Source organism: Aeromonas sanarellii, from assembly GCF_000820085.1.
Classification (GTDB): domain Bacteria; phylum Pseudomonadota; class Gammaproteobacteria; order Enterobacterales; family Aeromonadaceae; genus Aeromonas; species Aeromonas sanarellii.
In genome coordinates this window covers 1-18396 of the sequence record NZ_CDBN01000057.1, presented here as the reverse complement: position 1 = coordinate 18396, position 18396 = coordinate 1, and the positions used below count along the sequence as shown (strand labels likewise).

Here is an 18396-nt window from a genome sequence, read left to right as displayed (position 1 = left end):
AATCAAACCAAAATTGCCTGCGCGATTCAGTAATCAGCCAGCTGGATCTTCTCGCTGGCAGGCACCCGGGCCAACTGCCAGTGAGCAATGCCCCAGGCGACGATCTCGTCGACCGCGCCCTCCCGCAGCTCGGGGGGCGGGCACTGACCGAGAAAGGCGAGGGCCTGCCACAGGGATGCGCTCGCCTCATCCGGATTCAGCGCCGGCGCGTGGTTCTGCTTGGAGAGCTTGTTGCCGTCCGGCAGCACCGCCAGGGGCAGATGCACCCAGGCGGGTACCTCGGCCCCCAGGGTCTGGTAGAGGGCGATCTGGCGCACCGTGGGCTCCAGCAGGTCGGCGCCGCGCACTATCTCGGTGATGCCGCTGTCCATGTCGTCCACCACCACTGCCAGGTTGTAGGCGTAGAGCCCGTCCCGGCGGCGCACGATGAAATCTTCCTCGGCCAGCGCCGCTGGCACCCTAATCTCCCCCTGCAGCGCATCCTCGAAGCGATAGACGGGGTGATGCTGGCGCAGGCGGGCGGCGCAGCCTGCGGGCGCCAGAGCCAGGTTGCGGCAGTGGCCGTTGTAGAAGCCGCCGCTGGCCATGATCTCGCGCCGGGTGCAACGGCACCAGTAGAGATCCCCCGCCCGGTGGAGTGCGGCGATGATCTCGTCGTAGCGGTCATGGCGCCGGCTCTGGTAGATCACCTCGCCATCCCAGGCGAGGCCATGGGCCTCCAGGGTCTGCAGGATGAGATCTGCGGCGCCCGCCATCTCCCGCGGGGGGTCTATGTCTTCGATGCGCACCAGCCAGCGGCCCTGCTGCGACCTTGCCTGCAGGAAGCTGCCGAGGGCGGCGACCAGGGAACCGAAGTGGAGCGGCCCGGACGGGGAGGGGGCGAAGCGGCCGACATAGGGCCGGGTGGCGAGGGGAGTCATGACCATGGCAATTCGGGTGAACGATGCATTGAGGCTGCATTCTGGGACGCCACGGGCAAAAGCTCAATAAAAAAGGGAGCGCGCACGCTCCCTTCTTCGTTCATCCCGATGGGCGGCATCAGCCAGCCATCTGCTTTTCCTTGATCTCGGCCAGCGTCTTGCAGTCGACACAGAGGTCGGCAGTCGGACGGGCTTCCAGACGGCGGATGCCGATCTCGATGCCGCAATGCTCGCAGTAACCGAAGTCATCTTCCTCGAGCAGCAGCAGGGTCTTTTCGATCTTCTTGATCAGTTTGCGTTCACGATCGCGGGTGCGCAGTTCGAGCGCGAACTCTTCTTCCTGCGCGGCGCGATCCACGGGATCCGGGAAGTTGGCAGCCTCATCCTTCATATGGTCGACGGTGCGGTCAACTTCCTGCATCAGTTGGTTGCGCCAGGCTCCCAGGATCTTGCGAAAATGAACCTTCTGTTGGTCATTCATGTACTCCTCACCGGCTTGCATCTGGTAAGGCTCTACACCCGCAATGGCCAGGGGGCCCAGAGATTTCCTGTTTTCGCCTGTTGGCATGCCCTGTCTCCTAATTCAGCACGCTACCCGTGCCATCCATAAATTGAGGGCGACATCTATAGCAGAAGGGTCAACGGGAGGCAAACAAGCCTTGTCAATAATGTTACCCACTTCCGCATTTATTCTTTGCCCTCGGGTAGCATATGGCCAGATTCAAACGGGATAAAATCTTGCGCCACAATGCCCTGCACCCCAACATGGGGGCGATAGCATAAAATTTCAACCCCTGCCGCCATCGCCTGCTCGATAAGTTGACTATAGAGCGGATCGATATGGGCCGCAGGCCGCATCCGCTCGATGCCGGAGTGCAGCACCATAAATAGCAGCACGGCCCTGTGGCCGGCCGCCTTCATGGCCATCAATTCACGCAAGTGCTTGGCGCCGCGGGCGGTCACGGCATCGGGGAAGTAACCCATGCCCGGCTGCTCCCGCTCGTCGAGCAGGGTCACCGACTTCACCTCGATGTAACAATCCGGCCGCTCGTCATCCTCCAGCAGCAGGTCGATGCGGCTGTTCTCCTCGCCATATTTCACCTCGGTGCGCAGCCTGGCATAGCCCGCCAGCGGCGCGATGGCGCCCTGCTCGATCAGCTCCCGTGCAATCTGGTTGGCCCGGGCGGTGTTGACGCAGATGAAGTGGCCCGCCGGGCTCTCGGCGATTTCCCAGCTGTGGGCCAGCTTGCGCCTGGGATTGTTAGAGGTGGAATACCAGACCCGGGTACCGGGCTCGGCGCAGCCTGTCATGGCACCGGTATTGGCGCAGTGGAGGGTGATCACCTCGCCGCCCTCGAGTTGTACGTCGGTCAGGAAGCGCTTGTAGCGGGCGATCAGCTGCCCGGATTGCAGGGGGGGAGCGAAGATCATCGGCGGTTCTCCTGGGCGTTGGTGTCGGGGCGAGGGCGTGCTGCGGGTTTGGGGCGGGCGCGCAGGGGCCAGCAGGCCAGCGGCTCGTAATGGACGCCGTCCGGGGTGCTGACGGACCGGTAGAGGCAGAAGCGGTCCGCCTCGAGCTGAAAGTCGGGGGCGGGCAGCTCGCCAGGGGCCTCGTTCGCCTTGCGCGACAGGGTGACATGGGGGCGATAGCCCTGCTCGCCGTTGCCAAGCCCCAGCTTCTCGCCGTGGCGGCGCAGGGCCCTGGCCAGGACGGTGAGCTCGTTCGGCCATTCGCTGGGGCCCACCCAGGCCGCCTTGGCACGCTGAAACCAGCCGGTCTGATCCAGATGGACGCTGAAGGGCGGGCAATGCTGCTGGCCGGCGAGCGCGATCAGGCGGGCCTGGGTCGCCTCGTCGGCCTCCCCGAGGAAGGCCAGGGTCAGGTGCAGATTGGCTTCCGGCACCGGCAGGCCGGGCCAGGGGCGCCGGTCGCGCCAGGCCGCCAGCTCGGGGGCCAGGGTGGGCAGGGGCAGGGCAAAGAAGAGTTTGGGCATGCGCGGTGTCTGTCCTCGTGGTGCTCATCGCAGGGGGCCATTCTATGGCAGCTGCTCCCCGGATGTCTTGCCGTGTCGCCTGGCCCGCCAGCAGGGGGCGGGCACTGCCGCTTACGGTGGCCGGGTGGCTGTGGCAGAATGGACGCCTTTTCCAGGTCATCACAGAAGGTCCGCGCCGCTTTGTCTTCACTCCCCATCGTCTCGGTGCTGCCCGAGCTGTTTGCCGCCATCGACCGCCACGCCAGCGTGATCCTGCAGGCGCCGCCGGGGGCGGGCAAGTCGACCCTGCTGCCCCTGGAGCTGGTGCGCCGGCAGCGGCTGCCCGGTCGCATCATCATGCTGGAGCCCAGACGCCTCGCGGCACGCAACATCGCGAGCTTCCTGGCGCGCCAGCTGGGGGAGAAGGTGGGGGAGCGCGTGGGCCTGCGGGTGCGGGGCGAGAGCCGCACCAGCGCCGCCACCCGGCTCGAGATCGTGACCGAGGGGGTGCTGACCCGGATGCTGCAGCAGGATCCCGAGCTCACCGGCGTCTCGCTGGTGATCTTCGACGAGTTCCACGAACGCAGCCTGCACGCCGACACCGCCCTGGCCTTCGCCATCGAGAGCCAGCAGGGGTTGCGCGACGATCTCAAGCTACTGGTGATGTCCGCCACCCTGGATGGCATGGCGCTGGAGCGGCTTTTGCCGGATGCCCCCGTGGTGCGCTCCGAGGGACGCGGCTTTCCCATCGAGTACCACTATCGCCCCGCCAATCGCCAGCAGTGGCTGGAGCCCCAGCTCGGCGCCGTGGTGCTGGAGGCGCTGGCCGCCCACGATGGCAGCGTCCTAGTCTTCCTGCCGGGCCAGGGGGAGATAGAGCGGCTGGCGCAGTGGCTGGAAGGGCGGCTGCCGGACGAGGTGATCCTCGCCCCTCTCTACGGCCGCCTCGACATGGCGGCCCAGCAGGCGGCCATAGATCCGGCCCCGGCGGGCCGTCGCAAGCTGGTGCTCACCACCAATGTGGCGGAGACCTCTCTCACCATCGAGGGGATCTCGGTGGTCGTCGACAGCGGGCTGGAGCGGCGGGCCTCCTTCGATCTCAAGAGCGGTGTCACCCGGCTGGAGACCCGCCCCATCGCCAAGTCCTCCGCCACCCAGCGGGCAGGGCGGGCCGGTCGTCTTGGCCCCGGCGTCTGCTACCGGCTCTGGAGCGGCGAGGTGCAGGAGCGCCTCGCCGAGCAGAGCCCCCCCGACATCCTGACCCAGGAGCTGACCGGTCTGCTCCTGGATGCCGCCCAGTGGGGGGCCAGGGCGGAGGCGCTGCCGCTGCTGGACCCGCCCCCGGCCGCCGCCGTGGCCAGTGCTCAGCGGCTGCTGGTGACCCTGGGTGCCATGAAGCCGGGCGGCGAGCAACAGTTGACCCCTGAGGGGAGGGTGATGGCGGCGTTCGGTACCCATCCCCGCCTCGCCCGCATGCTGCTGCGGGCCCGGGAGCTGGAAGCCGAGGGTCTGACAGGGATTGTCGCCGATGCGGCTTTCCTGGTGGCGCTGCTGGAAGAAGATCTGCGAGGATCCGAACGCCTTTCCGTGCTGTTCCACCGCCGGCAAGGGGCCCTGCGCCAGGGGGCCACCCGCTGGTTCGAGCGGCTCGGCGTGCGCCAGGAGGTCGCCCGGGGCCAGTGGCTGGGCCTGCTCTGTGCCCTCGCCTGGCCCGATCGCATCGGCAGGCTGCGCAGCGGCCAGCGCTACCAGCTCAGTGGCGGGGTGAGCTGCGATCTGGTAGAAGGGCATCCCTGTCAGGGGCAGGGGGCCCTCGTGGCCGTCGAAATGGGTCAGAACGAGCGCGGCAGCCGCATCTTCATTGCCGAGCCGGTGGAGCTGGACGAGCTGGTGCGCCTGCTGCCGGAGATGGTGAGCGAGCGCCAGTGGTTCGACTGGGACGAGCGTGAGGAGCGGGTGCGGGCGGAGCGCCAGCAGGTGCTGGGCGAGCTGGTGCTGAGTCAGAGGCCGCTCACCGAGCTGTCGGACGAACAGAAGGGACGCTGCCTGCTGCAGGGCATTCGGCGCAAGGGGCTGCACGTGCTGCCCTGGGACGACGCCAGCGAGGGGCTGCTGGCCCGGCTGCGCTGCGCCGCCGAGTGGCTGCCGGACGAGGGCTGGCCCGCGATGGACGAGGAGAGCCTGCTCGCGGGCCTCGAGCAGTGGCTGCTGCCGGCGGTGAGCGGCCTGACCCGACTGGAGCAGTTGAAAAAGCTCGATATGAGCGACATCCTGCGCCAGTCCCTGCCCTGGCCGCTGCCAAGGCGGCTGGACGAGGCGCTGCCTAGCCATTTCACGGCGCCGACCGGCAGCCGGGTGCGGATCCGCTACCAGCCGGGGCAGGCGCCGGCGATCCCGGTGCGCATCCAGGAGATGTTCGGGCTGGGCGCCACCCCCTGTGTGGCCGACGGCCGGGTGCCCCTGGTGGTGGAGCTGCTCTCCCCGGCCCAGCGGCCCTTGCAGATCACCGCGGATCTCGCCGCCTTCTGGGCGGGATCCTACGAACAGGTAAAGAAAGAGATGAAGGGTCGCTACCCCCGTCACTACTGGCCGGACAATCCGCTGGAGGCCATGCCGACCAGGGTGACCAAGAAGAAGATGGGGCTGCAGGAGTAGCCGGCACTAAAGTGACCGGCCGGTGCGACCAGAGCAGGATGGACCAGGCACAGGGCCGATCCACCACAGGAACCGGCATCCCTGGCCGCTCGCGAATGCGAGATGACGAGTAGGAAAACAAGAGGATTTATGGCAACCCAACGACGCAAGAGCCCCCCCAAGAAGGCGGCGCCCAAACGCACCATCTGGCGCACCCTGTTCTGGCTTGGTTTCAAGATCTCCCTGGTGGTGGGCGCCTTCATGGTGGTGTTCGGCATCTACCTGGATACCAAGGTGCGCGAGCGCTTCGACGGCGAGAAGTGGCAGTTGCCCGTGATGGTCTACAGTCGCCCGCTGGAGCTCTATCCCAGCCAGCGTCTCTCCCAGACCCAGATGCTGCGCGAGCTCAACATGCTGAGCTACAAGCAGGTGCGCCAGCCGCACACCCCGGGGGAGTACGCAGTGAGCGGCAACCGCATCGAGCTTATCCGCCGTCCATTCGAGTTCCACGACGGGGCCGACGGCGCCCGCGGCCTGCGCCTCACCTTCAACGGGGCGCGGCTCGAGGGAATTCAGTCCCTGGAGAACCAGCGTCAGCTCGGCTACGCCCAGATGGACCCTGTGCTGCTGGATCGCCTCAACACCGAGGATCGGGAGGATCGTCTGCTGGTGCGGCTCTCCGAGGTGCCTGACAGCCTGCTGGTCACCCTGCTCACCACGGAAGACCGTGACTTCTACCAGCACGGCGGCGTCTCGCCCGTGGCCATCATGCGCGCCATGGCGGCCAACCTGCTGGCGGGGCGCACCGTCCAGGGGGGCAGCACCCTCACCCAGCAGCTCGCCAAGAACTTCTTCCTGACCCGTGAGCGCAGCCTGTGGCGCAAGCTGCAGGAGGCCTACATGGCGGTGCTCATCGACTACCGCTACAGCAAGGACGAGATCCTGGAGGCCTACCTCAACGAGGTCTATCTGGGGCAGAACTTCTCCCAGGGGGTTTACGGCTTCGGGCTCGCCTCCTACTTCTACTTCGGCATCCCGGTCAACGAGCTGGACATCGATCAGGTGGCCCTGCTGGTGGGCATGGTGAAGGGCCCCTCCTATTACGATCCCTGGCGCTTCCCGGACCGGGCCAAGGCGCGCCGGGATCTGGTGCTCAAGCTCCTGATGGAGCACGGCAGCCTGACCCAGGCCGAGTATGAGCTGGCCAGCAAGCAGCCGCTGGGCATCATCGCCCGCGGCCAGATGAGCTATGGCCGCACCCCGGCCTTCATGGGGCTGCTCAAGCGGGAGATCCAGAGCCGCTTCGGCCCGGATCTGCTCAAGCAGTCCGGCCTCAAGATCTTCACCAGCCTGGATCCCATCGCCCAGCACGCCGCCGAGCAGGCGGTGCAGACGGGGCTGGCCACCATAGAGAAGCAGCGCGGCAAGAAGAAGCTGGAGGCGGCCATGGTGGTCTCCGACTGGCACAAGGGCGAGGTGGTGGCCATGGTGGGGGGACGGGATCCCCGTTACGCCGGCTTCAACCGGGCGCTGGATGCCCGCCGCCAGATCGGCTCCCTGGTGAAGCCGGCGGTCTACCTGACCGGCCTCTCCAACGGCCTGACCCTGGGCACACCGCTGAAAGATCAGCCGATCCGCATCCGCGGCCAGGACGGCCAGATCTGGACGCCCCAGAACTACGATCGCAAGTTCCGCCAGAGCGTGCCGCTGATGGAGGCGCTCGCCAGCTCCCTCAACGTGCCGACCGTCAACCTCGGGATGCAGGTCGGTCTGGACAAGGTGGTGGACACCCTGCACAAGCTCGGCGTGGAGCAGGAGATCCAGCCCTATCCGTCCCTGGTGCTGGGGGCCGTGGCCCTCTCCCCCATGGAGGTGAACCAGATGTACCTGCCCATCGCGAACCAGGGGCTGACCCAGCCGCTGTCGGCGATCCGCGCCGTGGTGAACGGCGATGGCAGCCAGCTCTACCAGCATGACGAGACCGCGAAGCGGGTGACGGATCCCCAGGCGAGCTGGCTGACCCTGTTCGCCATGACCAAGACGGTGAGCCAGGGCACGGCCCGGGCGCTGGGCGCCAAGTTCCCCGGCGCCACCATGGCTGCCAAGACGGGGACCACCAACGAGCTGCGCGACTCCTGGTTCGCCGGGATGGACAACAACGAGCTGGTGAGCGTCTGGGTCGGCCGCGACGACAACACCCCGGCCGGGCTGACCGGTGCCAGCGGTGCGCTCCAGCTGTTCAGCGGCTACATGAGCCAGCGCGGGGTCAACAGCCTGGGGCTGAAGATGCCGGAAGGGGTGAGCTGGGCCAACTTCTCCCGCGCGAGCGGGGCCCGGGTGGCCAGCGACTGCCCTGGCAGCCTGCAGGTGCCGGCCAAGCTGGCCGGTCTGGCCGAGCCCATGAGCTGTGCCAGCCCGGTCTCCAACCCGGTCAACGCGCTGGACAACTGGTTCAACGGTTTCTTCAACTAACTGCGACGGGCAGCCCTGGCTGCCCGTGTTGCAAGGAGTGCCCATGACGACTCCCCTGTTTGACGCCATCCACCACGTGGCCATCATCGCCAGCGACTATGAGCGCTCCCGCCACTTCTATCACCAGGTGCTGGGGCTGCCCATCATTGCGGAGACGCTGAGGGCCGAGCGCCAGTCGTGGAAGCTGGATCTGGCGCTGCCGGACGGAAGCCAGCTGGAGCTGTTCAGCTTTCCGGCGCCGCCGCCGCGCCCCTCCCGGCCGGAGGCGTGCGGTTTGCGCCACCTGGCGTTCCGGGTGGTGGAGCTGGACCGGGTCATCGCCCATCTGCAGCGGCACGGCGTCGAGGTGGAGCCGGTGCGGGTGGATGAGCTGACCGGCAGTCGCTTTACCTTCTTCGCCGACCCCGACGGCCTGCCGCTGGAGCTCTACGAAGCGCAGCCATAGGGATGTGCCGCTCAGGCCTCAGTCCCCCAAACAGAAGAAGCCGCCAGGCAAACCGGGCGGCTTCTTTCTTTGCGTCAACTGGGGGTCAGGCGGTGGTGAGCAGGGCCACGGCGACGGCCATCACCAGGATGCCGACCCAGCCGACGGGCTTGAGCCGCTCGCCGAACAGCAGCAGTCCGCCGAGGGCGGTACCCAGGATCCCGATGGCGCCCCAGGTGGCATAGGCCACGGCCAGATCGATCCGGCCCGTGCTGACCGCCTCCGACAGCAGAGTGAAGGCGCACAGTACCAGCAGGATGCCGAGCAGGCCCCAGCCCTTGTGGCGAAAGCCGAGCGAGCGGTTGATCGCCATGTTGGCGCCGATATCCAGCAGGGCGGCGCCCAGCACGATCATCAGCGGGTGCATGGGACCTCCCTGGCCTCGTGGGCGCTGTGCATGGGGGCGACCGGCTCCTCGTGGCGCTCACCCATCGTCACCAGAACAATCCCCACTATGGCCAGCGCCAGTCCGATCAACTCCTGAGCATTCAGGCGGTAGTCGAGGAACAGTACGGAGACGACGGTGATCAGCGCGATCCCCAGCCCCTCCCAGAGCGCGAAGGCAATGCCAATGGAGATTGTTGTGGCGGCTTTGGCCAACAACAGGTAGGAGAGCGAGATGAGTGCCCACATGGGCAGGTAGTTGAGCCAGCCGGCCTGGTTCTCCGGGATCATGGCCATGGTGGAGGTGCCGGCGACCTCGGTCAGGATGGCTCCCGTCAGGAAGAGGCGGGCCAGAAGCATGGGATTGAATGACATAACATGTCCTCTTGTTGCTGCGACGGGGCCATGATAGCCGCAGCCCGTTCAGGAGGCAGAATCGCTGAGCGTCGACAACTCAGACGCTGACGGTTTGCCTTGGCAGCTGCGGGCGAGATAAGGTGAATGCCGGATACCCAGCACCCGGCCGTGATCATGAAGCTCTACCAGATACAACTCTTTGTGGAATCAGCCAGCAGTGGCTCCATCGCCAATGCGGCCCGCCGCCTTGGCAAGAGTCGCAGCGCGGTCAGCACGGCGATCGCGGCGCTTGAGATTGAGCTTGGCGTCGAACTTTTTGAACGAGGGGCCAACCAGAGCCGGCTGACCGAGATCGGCGAGCAGGTGCTGGACGACTGCAAACGGCTGCTGCAGGCCGCCAACAGCCTCAAGCTCAAGTGCGAGCATTATGCCTCCGGCGCCGAGGTGGCGCTGCGGGTGGCGCGGGATGACGCCATCCCCGAGGCGGTGTGGCGGGAGATGCTGGGCCAGCTGCGCCACCAGTTTCCCGGCACCAGCATCTCCCTGGTGCTGGCCTCGCCGCCTGAGCTGCCCGCCCTGGTGGAGGAGGGGTTCGTGGATGCCGCCTTCGGCCTCATCACCGAGGAGCAGGAGCGCAGCGGCCTCAGCATCGAGGTGCTCAACCCAATCCGCACCCTGATGGTGGTGGCCCCGAGCCACCCGCTGGCCAGCCTGAAGCGGGTATTGCAGCAGGACCTGACCGGCCATACCCAGGTCACCCTCTCCTATGTGGACGAATTCTCGGTCAAGAGCCTGCTGCCCATAGGCGGTCATCACATCGGGCTGTCGAGTTTCGAGCTGATGCGGGATGCGGTGCTCGACGGCCTCGGTTGGGCCGTGCTGCCGTCACCGCTGATCCAGAGCCAGCTGCGCCAGGGGGAGCTGCTGACCCTGAAACATAAGTTCAGCCTGCAGTGGCGCGACTACGGGGTCTATCTGGCGGAAAATGCCCACCATGGCAAGGTGCTGGCCTGGCTCAAGAAGGCCATCGGGGCCTATCTCGAACCCTTCGAATGACCGCGTTCGGGGGCGCCGCCGGACATGGCGGCACCAGGGGGATCAGCGCAGGCTGCGCCGGGAGAGCGGCTGGCGCGGGCGAAAGGGCAGCGCCAGGAGGCTGAGCAGCAGATCCCCCAGCAGGGAGGCCATCAGGCCCACCGCCACGCCGCAGAGGATGGCGGCCTGATTGAGCGGCACCACATAGCCGTAGTTGTGCAGGGTGTCCTGCCAGAGCAGGGGATCGGCGCGCAGCAGCAGGTGGGAGAGCTGCCGATACCAGGCCTGGTCCCGGAAGGCGAGTTCCTGCTGCAGGTGCCGCTGCTGGCTCACCAGCTGTTGCAGGCTGGCGGCATCCTGGGTGAAGACGGGATCCTGGCTGGCGCCGTAGTGGGCGACCAGGGCCTGAAGATCGCCCTGGAAGTGCTGATCCGCGGTGCGCTGGAAGGGTGCCAGACTGAGGCTGGCCTGTTGCAGGCGCGCATCCAGCCGCTGGTAGTAGAGATCGACGATCCCGGGGATCTGCACGCCAGCCAGCAAGCCGAGGGCAAACAGCATCATGCGAAGGTAGCTGCGCATCATCATCATCCTGAGTGAACGGAGTGGCCATACTAGCCGCAAGCCGTGGGAGAGCCAAGACGGCGGTGCCCGTTCTGCCGGCCAGGGGGGCAGAACGGGGCAAGGGCGGATTCAATGGAATGCGTTTTTGACACGAATGCTTACATTTCTGTGATTCATGTCATCTTTTGACTGACCTAGAATGCGCGCTTTTCCAAGGAAAAGTCGGTATGAGCAAGTTCATTCCTCTCTATCTGATCGGTGGCCTGATTGCCTTCAGCTGGGCTGCCCTGCCGGATCATGGCCCCTGGGATCACTGGGATCTCGCCCTCTTTCAACTGGTCAATGGCTGGCTCGGCCACTCCCCCCGCTGGGCCGATCTGGTGGCCATCACCAACAACCGCCTGTTCGATCTGGCCGCGCTGGCCTGCATGGGGGGGATCCTCGCCACCTGTTTCTTCCGTGCAGGGGAGCAGGATCGCCGCCGTCTGGTGGCCATGGGATGCGTGATGCTGCTGGCGGCCCTGGTGATCAATCAGCTCGGTCACCTGCTGCCGGTCAGCCGCCCCAGCCCCACCCTGATGGTGGCAGGGGCGCTGCGGCTGACCGAGCTCAGCACCATCCCGACCAAGGATTCCGCTGGCGACAGCTTCCCCGGTGATCACGCCCTGTTCCTGATGATCTTCGCCGGCTTCACCCTGCGCTATCTGCCGCGCCGGGCCGCCATGATCGCCCTGCTGATGGTGCCCCTGTTTTCGGCCCCCCGCATCCTCGCCGGCGCTCACTGGATGACGGATGTCTATGTCGGCGCCCTCTGCCTCTCCCTGATCTGCCTGCCGCCCCTGCTGCTGAGCCCCCTGTCGGATCGGTTGATCGACCGCATTGCTCCCCGGCTGCCCCGCTGGATCTCCTGAGCCCACCCGGAGGCCGAGAAATAAAAAGAAGGCGGGGTGGCCCGCCTTCTTTTGCTTATCTCCCATCGGTGCTGTGGTCGTCGCGAAATGACCAGGACTACGCCCGATGAGCCCGGGCCTTGGCCCTGATGACAAGTATGGTCAGCGCCATTCGGATTCTGCCAACGGAAATGGATGACACCAAACGTTTGCATCAGGCGAGAGCTTGATCCTGGCCAGGATTTTTTCCGTGTACTGCCTTAGAATCGCCGCCCGTTGCTGGAGGTCTCCCTATGCTCGTCACTTGTCTGCGTCTCTTGTTTATCGGCTGTGCCCTGGTCTTTATCTTCATGCTGATCCACGCCTGGTGGCACAAACGCCAGCAGGGCTCCCTTGAACCCACCCCCTTCTGGCCGGTGGCGGGCATCGGCTTCGTCGCGAACTTTCTCGATACTCTGGGGGTCGGCAGCTTCGCGGTGAAGACCGCCTGCTACAAGCAGTTCAAGCTGATCGACGATCGGCTGTTGCCCGGCACCCTCAACGGTCAGTGCGTGCTGCCGACGGTCACCCAGTCCCTCATCTTCATCGGTGCCGTCAAGGTGGATCCCCTCACTCTGGTCGGCATGATGGGCGCGGCGGCGGCAGGGGCCGCCTGGGGGGCGCGCCACGTCGCCTCCTTCGATCGCCAGACCATACGGCTGGTGATGGCGGTCTCCCTGCTGGTGGTGGCCGGCCTCATCTTCGCGGGTCTGCTGGGGTTGTTTCCCCTGGGCGGCGAGGCCATGGGGCTGAGCGGTTACAAGCTCGGGATCGCCCTGGCAGGCAACTTCCTCTTCGGGGTGCTGATGAACGTCGGCATCGGCCTGTTTGCCCCCTGCATGACCCTCGTCTATCTGCTGGGGATGAACCCGCTGGCGGCCTTCCCCATCATGATGGGCTCCACCGCCGTGCTCAGCGTCTTCTCGGCGGGTACCTTCATCCGCAAGGGGGCCTTCGATGCGCGGGCGGTGCTGGCGGTGGCGCTCTTCGGTCCCATCGGGGTGGTGCTGGCGGCCATGCTGGTTCAGTCCATGGACATGGCGATGCTCAAATGGCTGGTGGCCTTCATCGTCATCTATACCTCCTGGACCATGTACGCATCCTGGAAGGCGGCCAGGGGAGAGCCCGAGAGCCAGCCCCGGCTGGCCGAAGATGCGGGTTAACCTCATCAACCCAAACCAGCTATCTCGTTCGCCGGATCCTGCGTCTGGCGAGCGGAGTCCCCACCTGCTCTCCCCCGGTCGGGGGACGCTGGCTTGAAGCGACCAGCGCCGCCTCGGCCCTGGCCCCCAGAAACACATAGAGCCCCAGTGCCAGCAGCAAGCCCACGGCGCAGCCCATCACCCCCACCGCAGGCCAGAGCAGCTCGACCTGGCCGAGGGAGCCCTTGAACAGCAGCAACAGCCCCTCGATGGAGACCGCGATCAGGATGGCGGCGATGAAGCGGGTAATGGTGCGGCGGATGGCGCTGTGGCGGAAGATGTCCTTATGCAGCAGCACCTCCTCCTCCAATATGGTCTTGCCCAGATCGAACACCGCCAGCGCCAGGGTCAGGAAGATGATGGCGCTGAAGGCGCCGAGCCGGTTCTGCTGGGTGCCGCACAGCAGCAGGTAGAGCTGCTCGAGGCCGTGCCAGATCAGGGTGCCGACGATGAGAAACAGCGCCAGGCTCAGGATGACGTAGACGGCCCTGAACCAGGGAATGGCGCGGCGCCGCTCCCTGTCTCCCATCAGCCAGGCGATCAGCGGGTGCAGGTTGATCTCCAGTTCGCGACCGTGGCCCTGCACCAGCACGCGCAGCTGCCCCTGGGCCGCCGGAATGGGCGCCTGGATGCAGGGGCTCGTCTGGTGTGGCGTCAGGCTTCGCACCTCCTGCACGAAGGAGTAGGCCTTGAGGGACTCCTGGGGGAGGGTGAGCAACCCCAGCAGCAGGGGGGTCAGCTCGGTCTCGTACTCCTGATAGCGCCGCAGCACATCGATGGGGCTCATCTCTGCCATACACACCTCGGTCAAGTGGGCTCCTGCACGGATCAGTGCAAATAGTGGGCCCGCTTTATGACAACCTGGGTGGCGCTGGCTGCACCAGAGGGCGGCAAATCCTGGCCCGGGGGAGTCCCCTTGCACCAGAAGGGAGCGTGGGCGCCAGCCCGGAGGCGAGGCAACAAAAAGGGCCCATCGGGCCCTTTGTCATTCGGATGGCGCTCAGCCCGCCAGCTTGGCGAAGCTGCGCTCGGCGGCGGCCAGGGTGTGCTCGATCTCCTTGTCGCCGTGGGCCAGGGACAGGAAACCCGCCTCGTAGGCGCTCGGCGCCAGATAGACACCCTCCTCCAGCATCAGATGGTAGAAGCGCTTGAAGCGTTCCATGTCACAGCGGGTCACCTGCTCATAGCGGGTGATCTCGGGCTCTTCGGTGAAGAAGAAGCCGAACATGCCGCCCACATAGGTGATGGCGAGCGGAATGCCGTGCTTGGCGGCGGCGGCCTTGAGCCCTTCTGCAACCCGCGCCGTCTTGGCGCTCAGCCGATCATAGAGACCCGGTTCCAGCAGCAGATCCAGCATGGCGAGGCCGGCGGCCATGGCCACCGGGTTGCCGGAGAGGGTGCCCGCCTGATAGACGGGACCGGTCGGGGCTATGTGCTGCATCACCTTCTTCTTGCCGCCGAAGGCGCCCACCGGCATGCCGGCGCCGATGATCTTGCCGAGGGTGGTGAGGTCCGGATCGATGTTGTAGTGGCCCTGGGCGCCGCGCAGGGAGACGCGGAAGCCGGTCATCACCTCGTCCAGGATCAGCAGGGCGCCGAATTCGTCGCAGATGGCGCGCAGCCCTTCCAGGAAGCCGGGGACCGGCGTGATGCAGTTCATGTTGCCCGCCACCGGCTCGACGATGATGCAGGCGATCTCGCTGCCGTACTGGGTGAAGGCCTCGCGCACCGAGTCCAGATCGTTATAGACACAGGTGAGAGTGTGCTTGGCGAAGTCGGCCGGCACGCCCGGGCTGTTGGGCTGGCCCAGGGTCAGGGCGCCGGAGCCGGCCTTGACCAGCAGGGAGTCGGCGTGACCGTGATAGCAGCCTTCAAACTTGACGATCTTGTCGCGGCCCGTATAGCCGCGTGCCAGGCGGATGGCGCTCATGGTGGCCTCGGTGCCGGAGTTGACCATCCGAACCTGCTCCATGGAGGGCACGATCTGGCGCACCTTCTCGGCCATCAGCACCTCGATCTCGGTGGGGGCACCGTAGCTCAGCCCCTTTTCCACCGCCTTGATGACGGCGGCCTTGATGGCCGGGTGGTTGTGACCCAGCAGCATGGGGCCCCAGGATCCGATGTAGTCCACGTAGGCCTGGCCGTCCACGTCATAGAGATAGGCACCGTCGGCGTGATCGATGAAGCGGGGGGTACCACCGACCCCATTGAAGGCGCGGACCGGTGAGTTGACGCCGCCCGGAATGGTCTGGCGGGCCTGTTCAAACAGCTGATCTGATTTTGACATGGATCATCCTTAATGGGATTTTGGTCGTTACCCGGGCACAGACGGCCGATTGCGGCTCGGCAAGGTCGGGGCGGGAGGAGTATGCTTTGCGCTCTCGCCATCCGGGCTCCCGGTCTGCTCCCGTGATAAAAGAAACGGGCCGACTATAGCAGAAAGGCCCTGTGCTGGGCAGCCGAGCCGAGTCCGGGGTGTCTTCCAATCTTGCTGACTCAATGTGGTTTCAGATGGTGCAACAAACTATCCCCCACGGCGAGGCGGGTGCGCCGCCTCGTCCTCCCGTCCTGCAACGCTTGATCCGGCAGGACAAGATGCCGCTCCTCGTACTGCTGCTGGCCGCCCTGGTCGGGCTCCTGGCCGGCGTGGTCTGCGGATTGTTTGAATCCGGCGTGCACTGGCTGGCCCAGCAGCGCCTCGTGCTGCTGGCCGATCGTCCCTGGTGGCAACTCGGCCTGATCGGCTTTGGTTTCAGCGCCCTGCTGGGCATGATAGGTTATTTCCTGACCCATGCCTTCGCGCCGGAGGCGGGCGGGTCGGGCATTCCCGAGATCGAGGGGGCCATGGACGATCTGCGCCCGGTGCGCTGGTGGCGGGTGCTGCCGGTCAAGTTCTTCGGCGGTATCTGCACCCTGAGCTCCGGCATGGTGCTGGGACGGGAGGGGCCCTCGGTACAGATCGGCGGCAACCTCGGCAAGATGGTGGCCGATATCTTCCGGCTGCCGAGGGAACACGGCCATGCCCTGCTGGCGGCCGGCGCGGCGGGGGGCCTGGCCGCGGCCTTCAATGCACCGCTGGCGGGGATCCTCTTTGTCATGGAGGAGATGCGACCGCAGTTTCGCTACTCCTTCCTCGCCATCAAGGCGGTGGGGATCTCCGCCGTCATGGCGACCCTGATGCTGCAGAACATGAAGGGGCAAGGTGCGGTGATCAGCCTGCCCCACTACGATGCCCCGGCCCTGAAGGCGCTCTGGCTGTTCCTCGTCATGGGGGGCTGTTTCGGCGTGCTGGGTTTCGTGTTCAACAAGCTGGTGCTGGCCTGCCAGGACGGCTATCTGGCGCTGCATCAAAACAAGCGTCACCGCTTCGTCGCCATCGGCATGCTGGTGGCGGGCACCTTCGGCGTGCTGTCGCTGTTCGCCCCTGTGGTGACCGGCGGTGGCACCGAGCTCATTCCGCTGCTGATGGGGGATGACTACGCCATGGCCACCCTGTTTCTCATCTTCTCGGTGCGCCTCATCGCCACCCTCGTCTGTTTCTGCTCCGGTGCTCCCGGTGGCGTCTTCGCCCCCACCCTGGCACTCGGTACCCTGTTCGGGGTGATCTTCGGCCACCTGTTCCATGCGGCATTCCCCGAGCTCGGCATCGAACCGGGTGCCTTCGCCATTGCCGGCATGGGGGCGCTCTTTGCCGCCACGGTGCGGGCCCCCATCACCGGCATAGTGCTGGTGACCGAGATGACCGACAACTATCAGCTGATCCTGCCCATGATGATCACCACCCTAGGCGCCACCCTGGTGGCGCAATGGCTGGGGGGGCGTCCCATCTATTCCCAGATCCTGGAGCGAACTTTACGGCTTGCGGCGCGTCAAAAGCGGGGAGAAAGCAGTGTGACTGCCGGTTAACCCTTTGTTTGTTCACATCAATCAGACGATGTCGCATATAGTGAAGGGAAAGTGGCCGCGGATGGCGTGGTAATAGATGAGGCCCTATGTCCCAGATCTGGAAGGTATTGGTGGTGCTTGTGGTGGGAGGGCTTGTCGGCTATCTCATCGGGAATCGGCAGGAACTGGCCCAGAGCAGCCTGATGACGGTGCAGCAGGAGACGTTGGAGCGCCAGAGCAAGGCCATCAGCCAGCTCAAGACGGAGCTGGGGGTCAAGGATACCCTGCTGGCGACCCAGAAGGCGGCTTTCGAACAGTTGCAGCAGACCCTCAAGGATCAGGAGGCTCAGGTGCAGGAGCAGAAGCGCCAGCTCGCCTTCTTCGAGCGGATCATGCGCCCTACCGGCGATCAGGTGGGCGTCGCCATCGACAATCTGACCCTGCAGGAGACCAGCGTGCCGGGCCGTTACCACTATCGTCTGGCGCTGACCCAGCCAGCAAAGAAACGGGAGCTGTTTCGGGGACAGGTGCAGATCAGGGTCGAAGGGAGTCTGGCTGACAAACCCAAGATCCTGAGCAGTCGGGATCTCGGCATGAAGGTGGGAGAGGGGCGTTATGCACTGCGCTACTTCCAGCTGCTCGAAGGCAACTGGCAACTGCCGGAAGGTTTCATCCCGGATCGAGTGCGTATCACCATCCCCAAGGAGGGCCGTCAACCGGCCCAGGAGCTGCTGGTAGAGTGGAGCGAGGTGCTCAAGCCTCTGGTGGCTCAACCCGCCCCGCTCCCCGCCGTGCAGTAATGATGCATGGTGAATACTTGAACTGAATGGTCGGGTATTGGATAATTTCGCGGTTTCCATGTTTGTGGATTTAACGGTTGTGAGGTCAGTAATGAGTGCAGTAGCAGAAGCCCCGTTGCCCATCCAGATGACGGATGCGGCGGCAAACAAGGTAAAGACCTTGATCACCGAAGAAGAAAATCCCGAGCTCAAGCTGCGGGTCTACATCACTGGGGGGGGCTGCTCCGGTTTCCAGTATGGTTTCACTTTCGATGAGAAGATCAACGACGGGGATACCGTGGTCGAGAAGAGCGGTGTGACCATGGTGATCGATCCCATGAGCCTGCAATACCTGGTCGGTGGCAGCGTGGATTACACCGAAGGCCTAGAAGGCTCCCGCTTCACCGTGACCAACCCCAATGCCACTACCACCTGTGGCTGTGGTTCCAGTTTCTCCATCTGATTTGCCGCGACAGCAGAATGAAAAGGGCCCATCGGGGCCCTTTTTGCTGGCGCCTTGCTCGATTTGTACGTTATTTAAACACTTGAGCGTCTTTCTCAAAAAAACACAGGGTTTTTGCTTGCCAGCGTAAAACAGTTCCCTATAATGCGCCTCCATCAGCACGGCGCAGTGCGCGTCTGGTCTGGCTTGCAAAGCAAACCAGTGAGGGTTATAGTTATCGACCCTGCTCTTTAACAATTTGAATCAAGCAATCTGTGTGGGCACTCACAGCATCGAGCATCAAAAACAATTTTTGATGTCAATGTCTGATGAAGTGAC

General features: G+C 65.1%; 18 protein-coding genes. 9 read left to right on the top strand and 9 right to left on the bottom strand.

The genetic code is table 11. The annotated features are described in order from the left end of the window. Positions 1 to 26: 26 nt before the first annotated feature. The 4 genes from gluQRS to thpR form a co-directional block, all read right to left on the bottom strand. Positions 27 to 926, bottom strand: coding sequence for a tRNA glutamyl-Q(34) synthetase GluQRS (gluQRS, locus tag BN1132_RS11915; protein WP_042077800.1), 900 nt, complete (start codon positions 924 to 926; stop codon positions 27 to 29). 112 nt (positions 927 to 1038) lie between these two features. Then, positions 1039 to 1488, bottom strand: a complete 450-nt coding sequence (gene dksA, locus BN1132_RS11910; RefSeq protein ID WP_042077798.1) for an RNA polymerase-binding protein DksA — start codon at positions 1486 to 1488, stop codon at positions 1039 to 1041. A gap of 119 nt (positions 1489 to 1607) precedes the next feature. Next, on the bottom strand, positions 1608 to 2351 hold the full coding sequence (sfsA, locus tag BN1132_RS11905) for a DNA/RNA nuclease SfsA (RefSeq protein ID WP_042077797.1): 744 nt from the start codon (positions 2349 to 2351) through the stop codon (positions 1608 to 1610). Further along, a complete protein-coding gene (gene thpR / locus BN1132_RS11900) occupies positions 2348 to 2914 on the bottom strand; it encodes an RNA 2',3'-cyclic phosphodiesterase (RefSeq protein ID WP_042077796.1) in 567 nt (188 codons plus the stop codon). The genes sfsA and thpR overlap by 4 nt, the downstream gene beginning before the upstream one ends. A 180-nt stretch (positions 2915 to 3094) precedes the next feature. Here thpR and hrpB point away from each other — a divergent pair, with 180 nt between their 5' ends. From hrpB to gloA2, 3 genes are all read left to right on the top strand, one after another. Then, positions 3095 to 5548: an ATP-dependent helicase HrpB gene (hrpB, locus tag BN1132_RS11895; protein ID WP_042077794.1), complete on the top strand. Its 2454-nt coding sequence runs from the start codon at positions 3095 to 3097 to the stop codon at positions 5546 to 5548. A 129-nt stretch (positions 5549 to 5677) separates the two neighbouring features. After that, entirely contained in the window at positions 5678 to 7999 is a 2322-nt protein-coding gene (gene mrcB / locus BN1132_RS11890) for a penicillin-binding protein 1B (RefSeq protein WP_042077793.1), read from the top strand. Between the two features lie 43 nt (positions 8000 to 8042). Then, positions 8043 to 8444, top strand: a complete 402-nt coding sequence (gloA2, locus tag BN1132_RS11885; protein WP_042077792.1) for an SMU1112c/YaeR family gloxylase I-like metalloprotein — start codon at positions 8043 to 8045, stop codon at positions 8442 to 8444. A gap of 85 nt (positions 8445 to 8529) precedes the next feature. On the opposite strand, the gene BN1132_RS11880 is transcribed toward gloA2, so the two are convergent. Together BN1132_RS11880 and BN1132_RS11875 are read right to left on the bottom strand one after the other, a co-directional pair. After that, entirely contained in the window at positions 8530 to 8850 is a 321-nt protein-coding gene (locus BN1132_RS11880; RefSeq protein ID WP_042077791.1) for an SMR family transporter, read from the bottom strand. Continuing rightward, positions 8838 to 9242, bottom strand: a complete 405-nt coding sequence (locus BN1132_RS11875) for an SMR family transporter (RefSeq protein WP_042077790.1) — start codon at positions 9240 to 9242, stop codon at positions 8838 to 8840. Before BN1132_RS11875 ends, BN1132_RS11880 begins: the two co-directional genes overlap by 13 nt. A gap of 156 nt (positions 9243 to 9398) precedes the next feature. Between BN1132_RS11875 and BN1132_RS11870 the strand changes: the two genes are divergently transcribed. Then, positions 9399 to 10280: a LysR family transcriptional regulator gene (locus BN1132_RS11870; protein WP_042077826.1), complete on the top strand. Its 882-nt coding sequence runs from the start codon at positions 9399 to 9401 to the stop codon at positions 10278 to 10280. Positions 10281 to 10322: 42 nt separating this feature from the next. Here the strand turns inward: BN1132_RS11870 and BN1132_RS11865 are convergent, their stop codons facing one another. Then, positions 10323 to 10838: a DUF2937 family protein gene (locus BN1132_RS11865; RefSeq protein ID WP_042077825.1), complete on the bottom strand. Its 516-nt coding sequence runs from the start codon at positions 10836 to 10838 to the stop codon at positions 10323 to 10325. 209 nt (positions 10839 to 11047) lie between these two features. On the opposite strand from BN1132_RS11865, the gene BN1132_RS11860 reads away from it, so the two are divergent. Next, positions 11048 to 11731: a phosphatase PAP2 family protein gene (locus BN1132_RS11860; protein WP_042077788.1), complete on the top strand. Its 684-nt coding sequence runs from the start codon at positions 11048 to 11050 to the stop codon at positions 11729 to 11731. Between the two features lie 272 nt (positions 11732 to 12003). After that, positions 12004 to 12912: a sulfite exporter TauE/SafE family protein gene (locus BN1132_RS11855; protein ID WP_042077787.1), complete on the top strand. Its 909-nt coding sequence runs from the start codon at positions 12004 to 12006 to the stop codon at positions 12910 to 12912. Between the two features lie 19 nt (positions 12913 to 12931). Here the strand turns inward: BN1132_RS11855 and BN1132_RS11850 are convergent, their stop codons facing one another. Both BN1132_RS11850 and hemL read right to left on the bottom strand, forming a co-directional pair. Next, the gene (locus tag BN1132_RS11850) at positions 12932 to 13747 is read right to left on the bottom strand and encodes a hypothetical protein (RefSeq protein WP_042077824.1); all 816 of its coding nucleotides are present in this window, start codon (positions 13745 to 13747) and stop codon (positions 12932 to 12934) included. Between the two features lie 204 nt (positions 13748 to 13951). Further along, positions 13952 to 15238: a glutamate-1-semialdehyde 2,1-aminomutase gene (hemL, locus tag BN1132_RS11845; protein ID WP_042077786.1), complete on the bottom strand. Its 1287-nt coding sequence runs from the start codon at positions 15236 to 15238 to the stop codon at positions 13952 to 13954. Between the two features lie 224 nt (positions 15239 to 15462). Between hemL and clcA the strand changes: the two genes are divergently transcribed. The 3 genes from clcA to erpA all read left to right on the top strand — a co-directional run bounded on the left by clcA (position 15463) and on the right by erpA (position 18078). Further along, positions 15463 to 16857, top strand: a complete 1395-nt coding sequence (gene clcA, locus BN1132_RS11840; RefSeq protein ID WP_042077784.1) for a H(+)/Cl(-) exchange transporter ClcA — start codon at positions 15463 to 15465, stop codon at positions 16855 to 16857. Between the two features lie 86 nt (positions 16858 to 16943). Then, a complete protein-coding gene (locus BN1132_RS11835) occupies positions 16944 to 17636 on the top strand; it encodes a DUF6776 family protein (RefSeq protein ID WP_042077783.1) in 693 nt (230 codons plus the stop codon). A 91-nt stretch (positions 17637 to 17727) separates the two neighbouring features. Beyond that, positions 17728 to 18078, top strand: a complete 351-nt coding sequence (gene erpA, locus BN1132_RS11830; RefSeq protein ID WP_010675554.1) for an iron-sulfur cluster insertion protein ErpA — start codon at positions 17728 to 17730, stop codon at positions 18076 to 18078. Positions 18079 to 18396 lie beyond the last annotated feature (318 nt).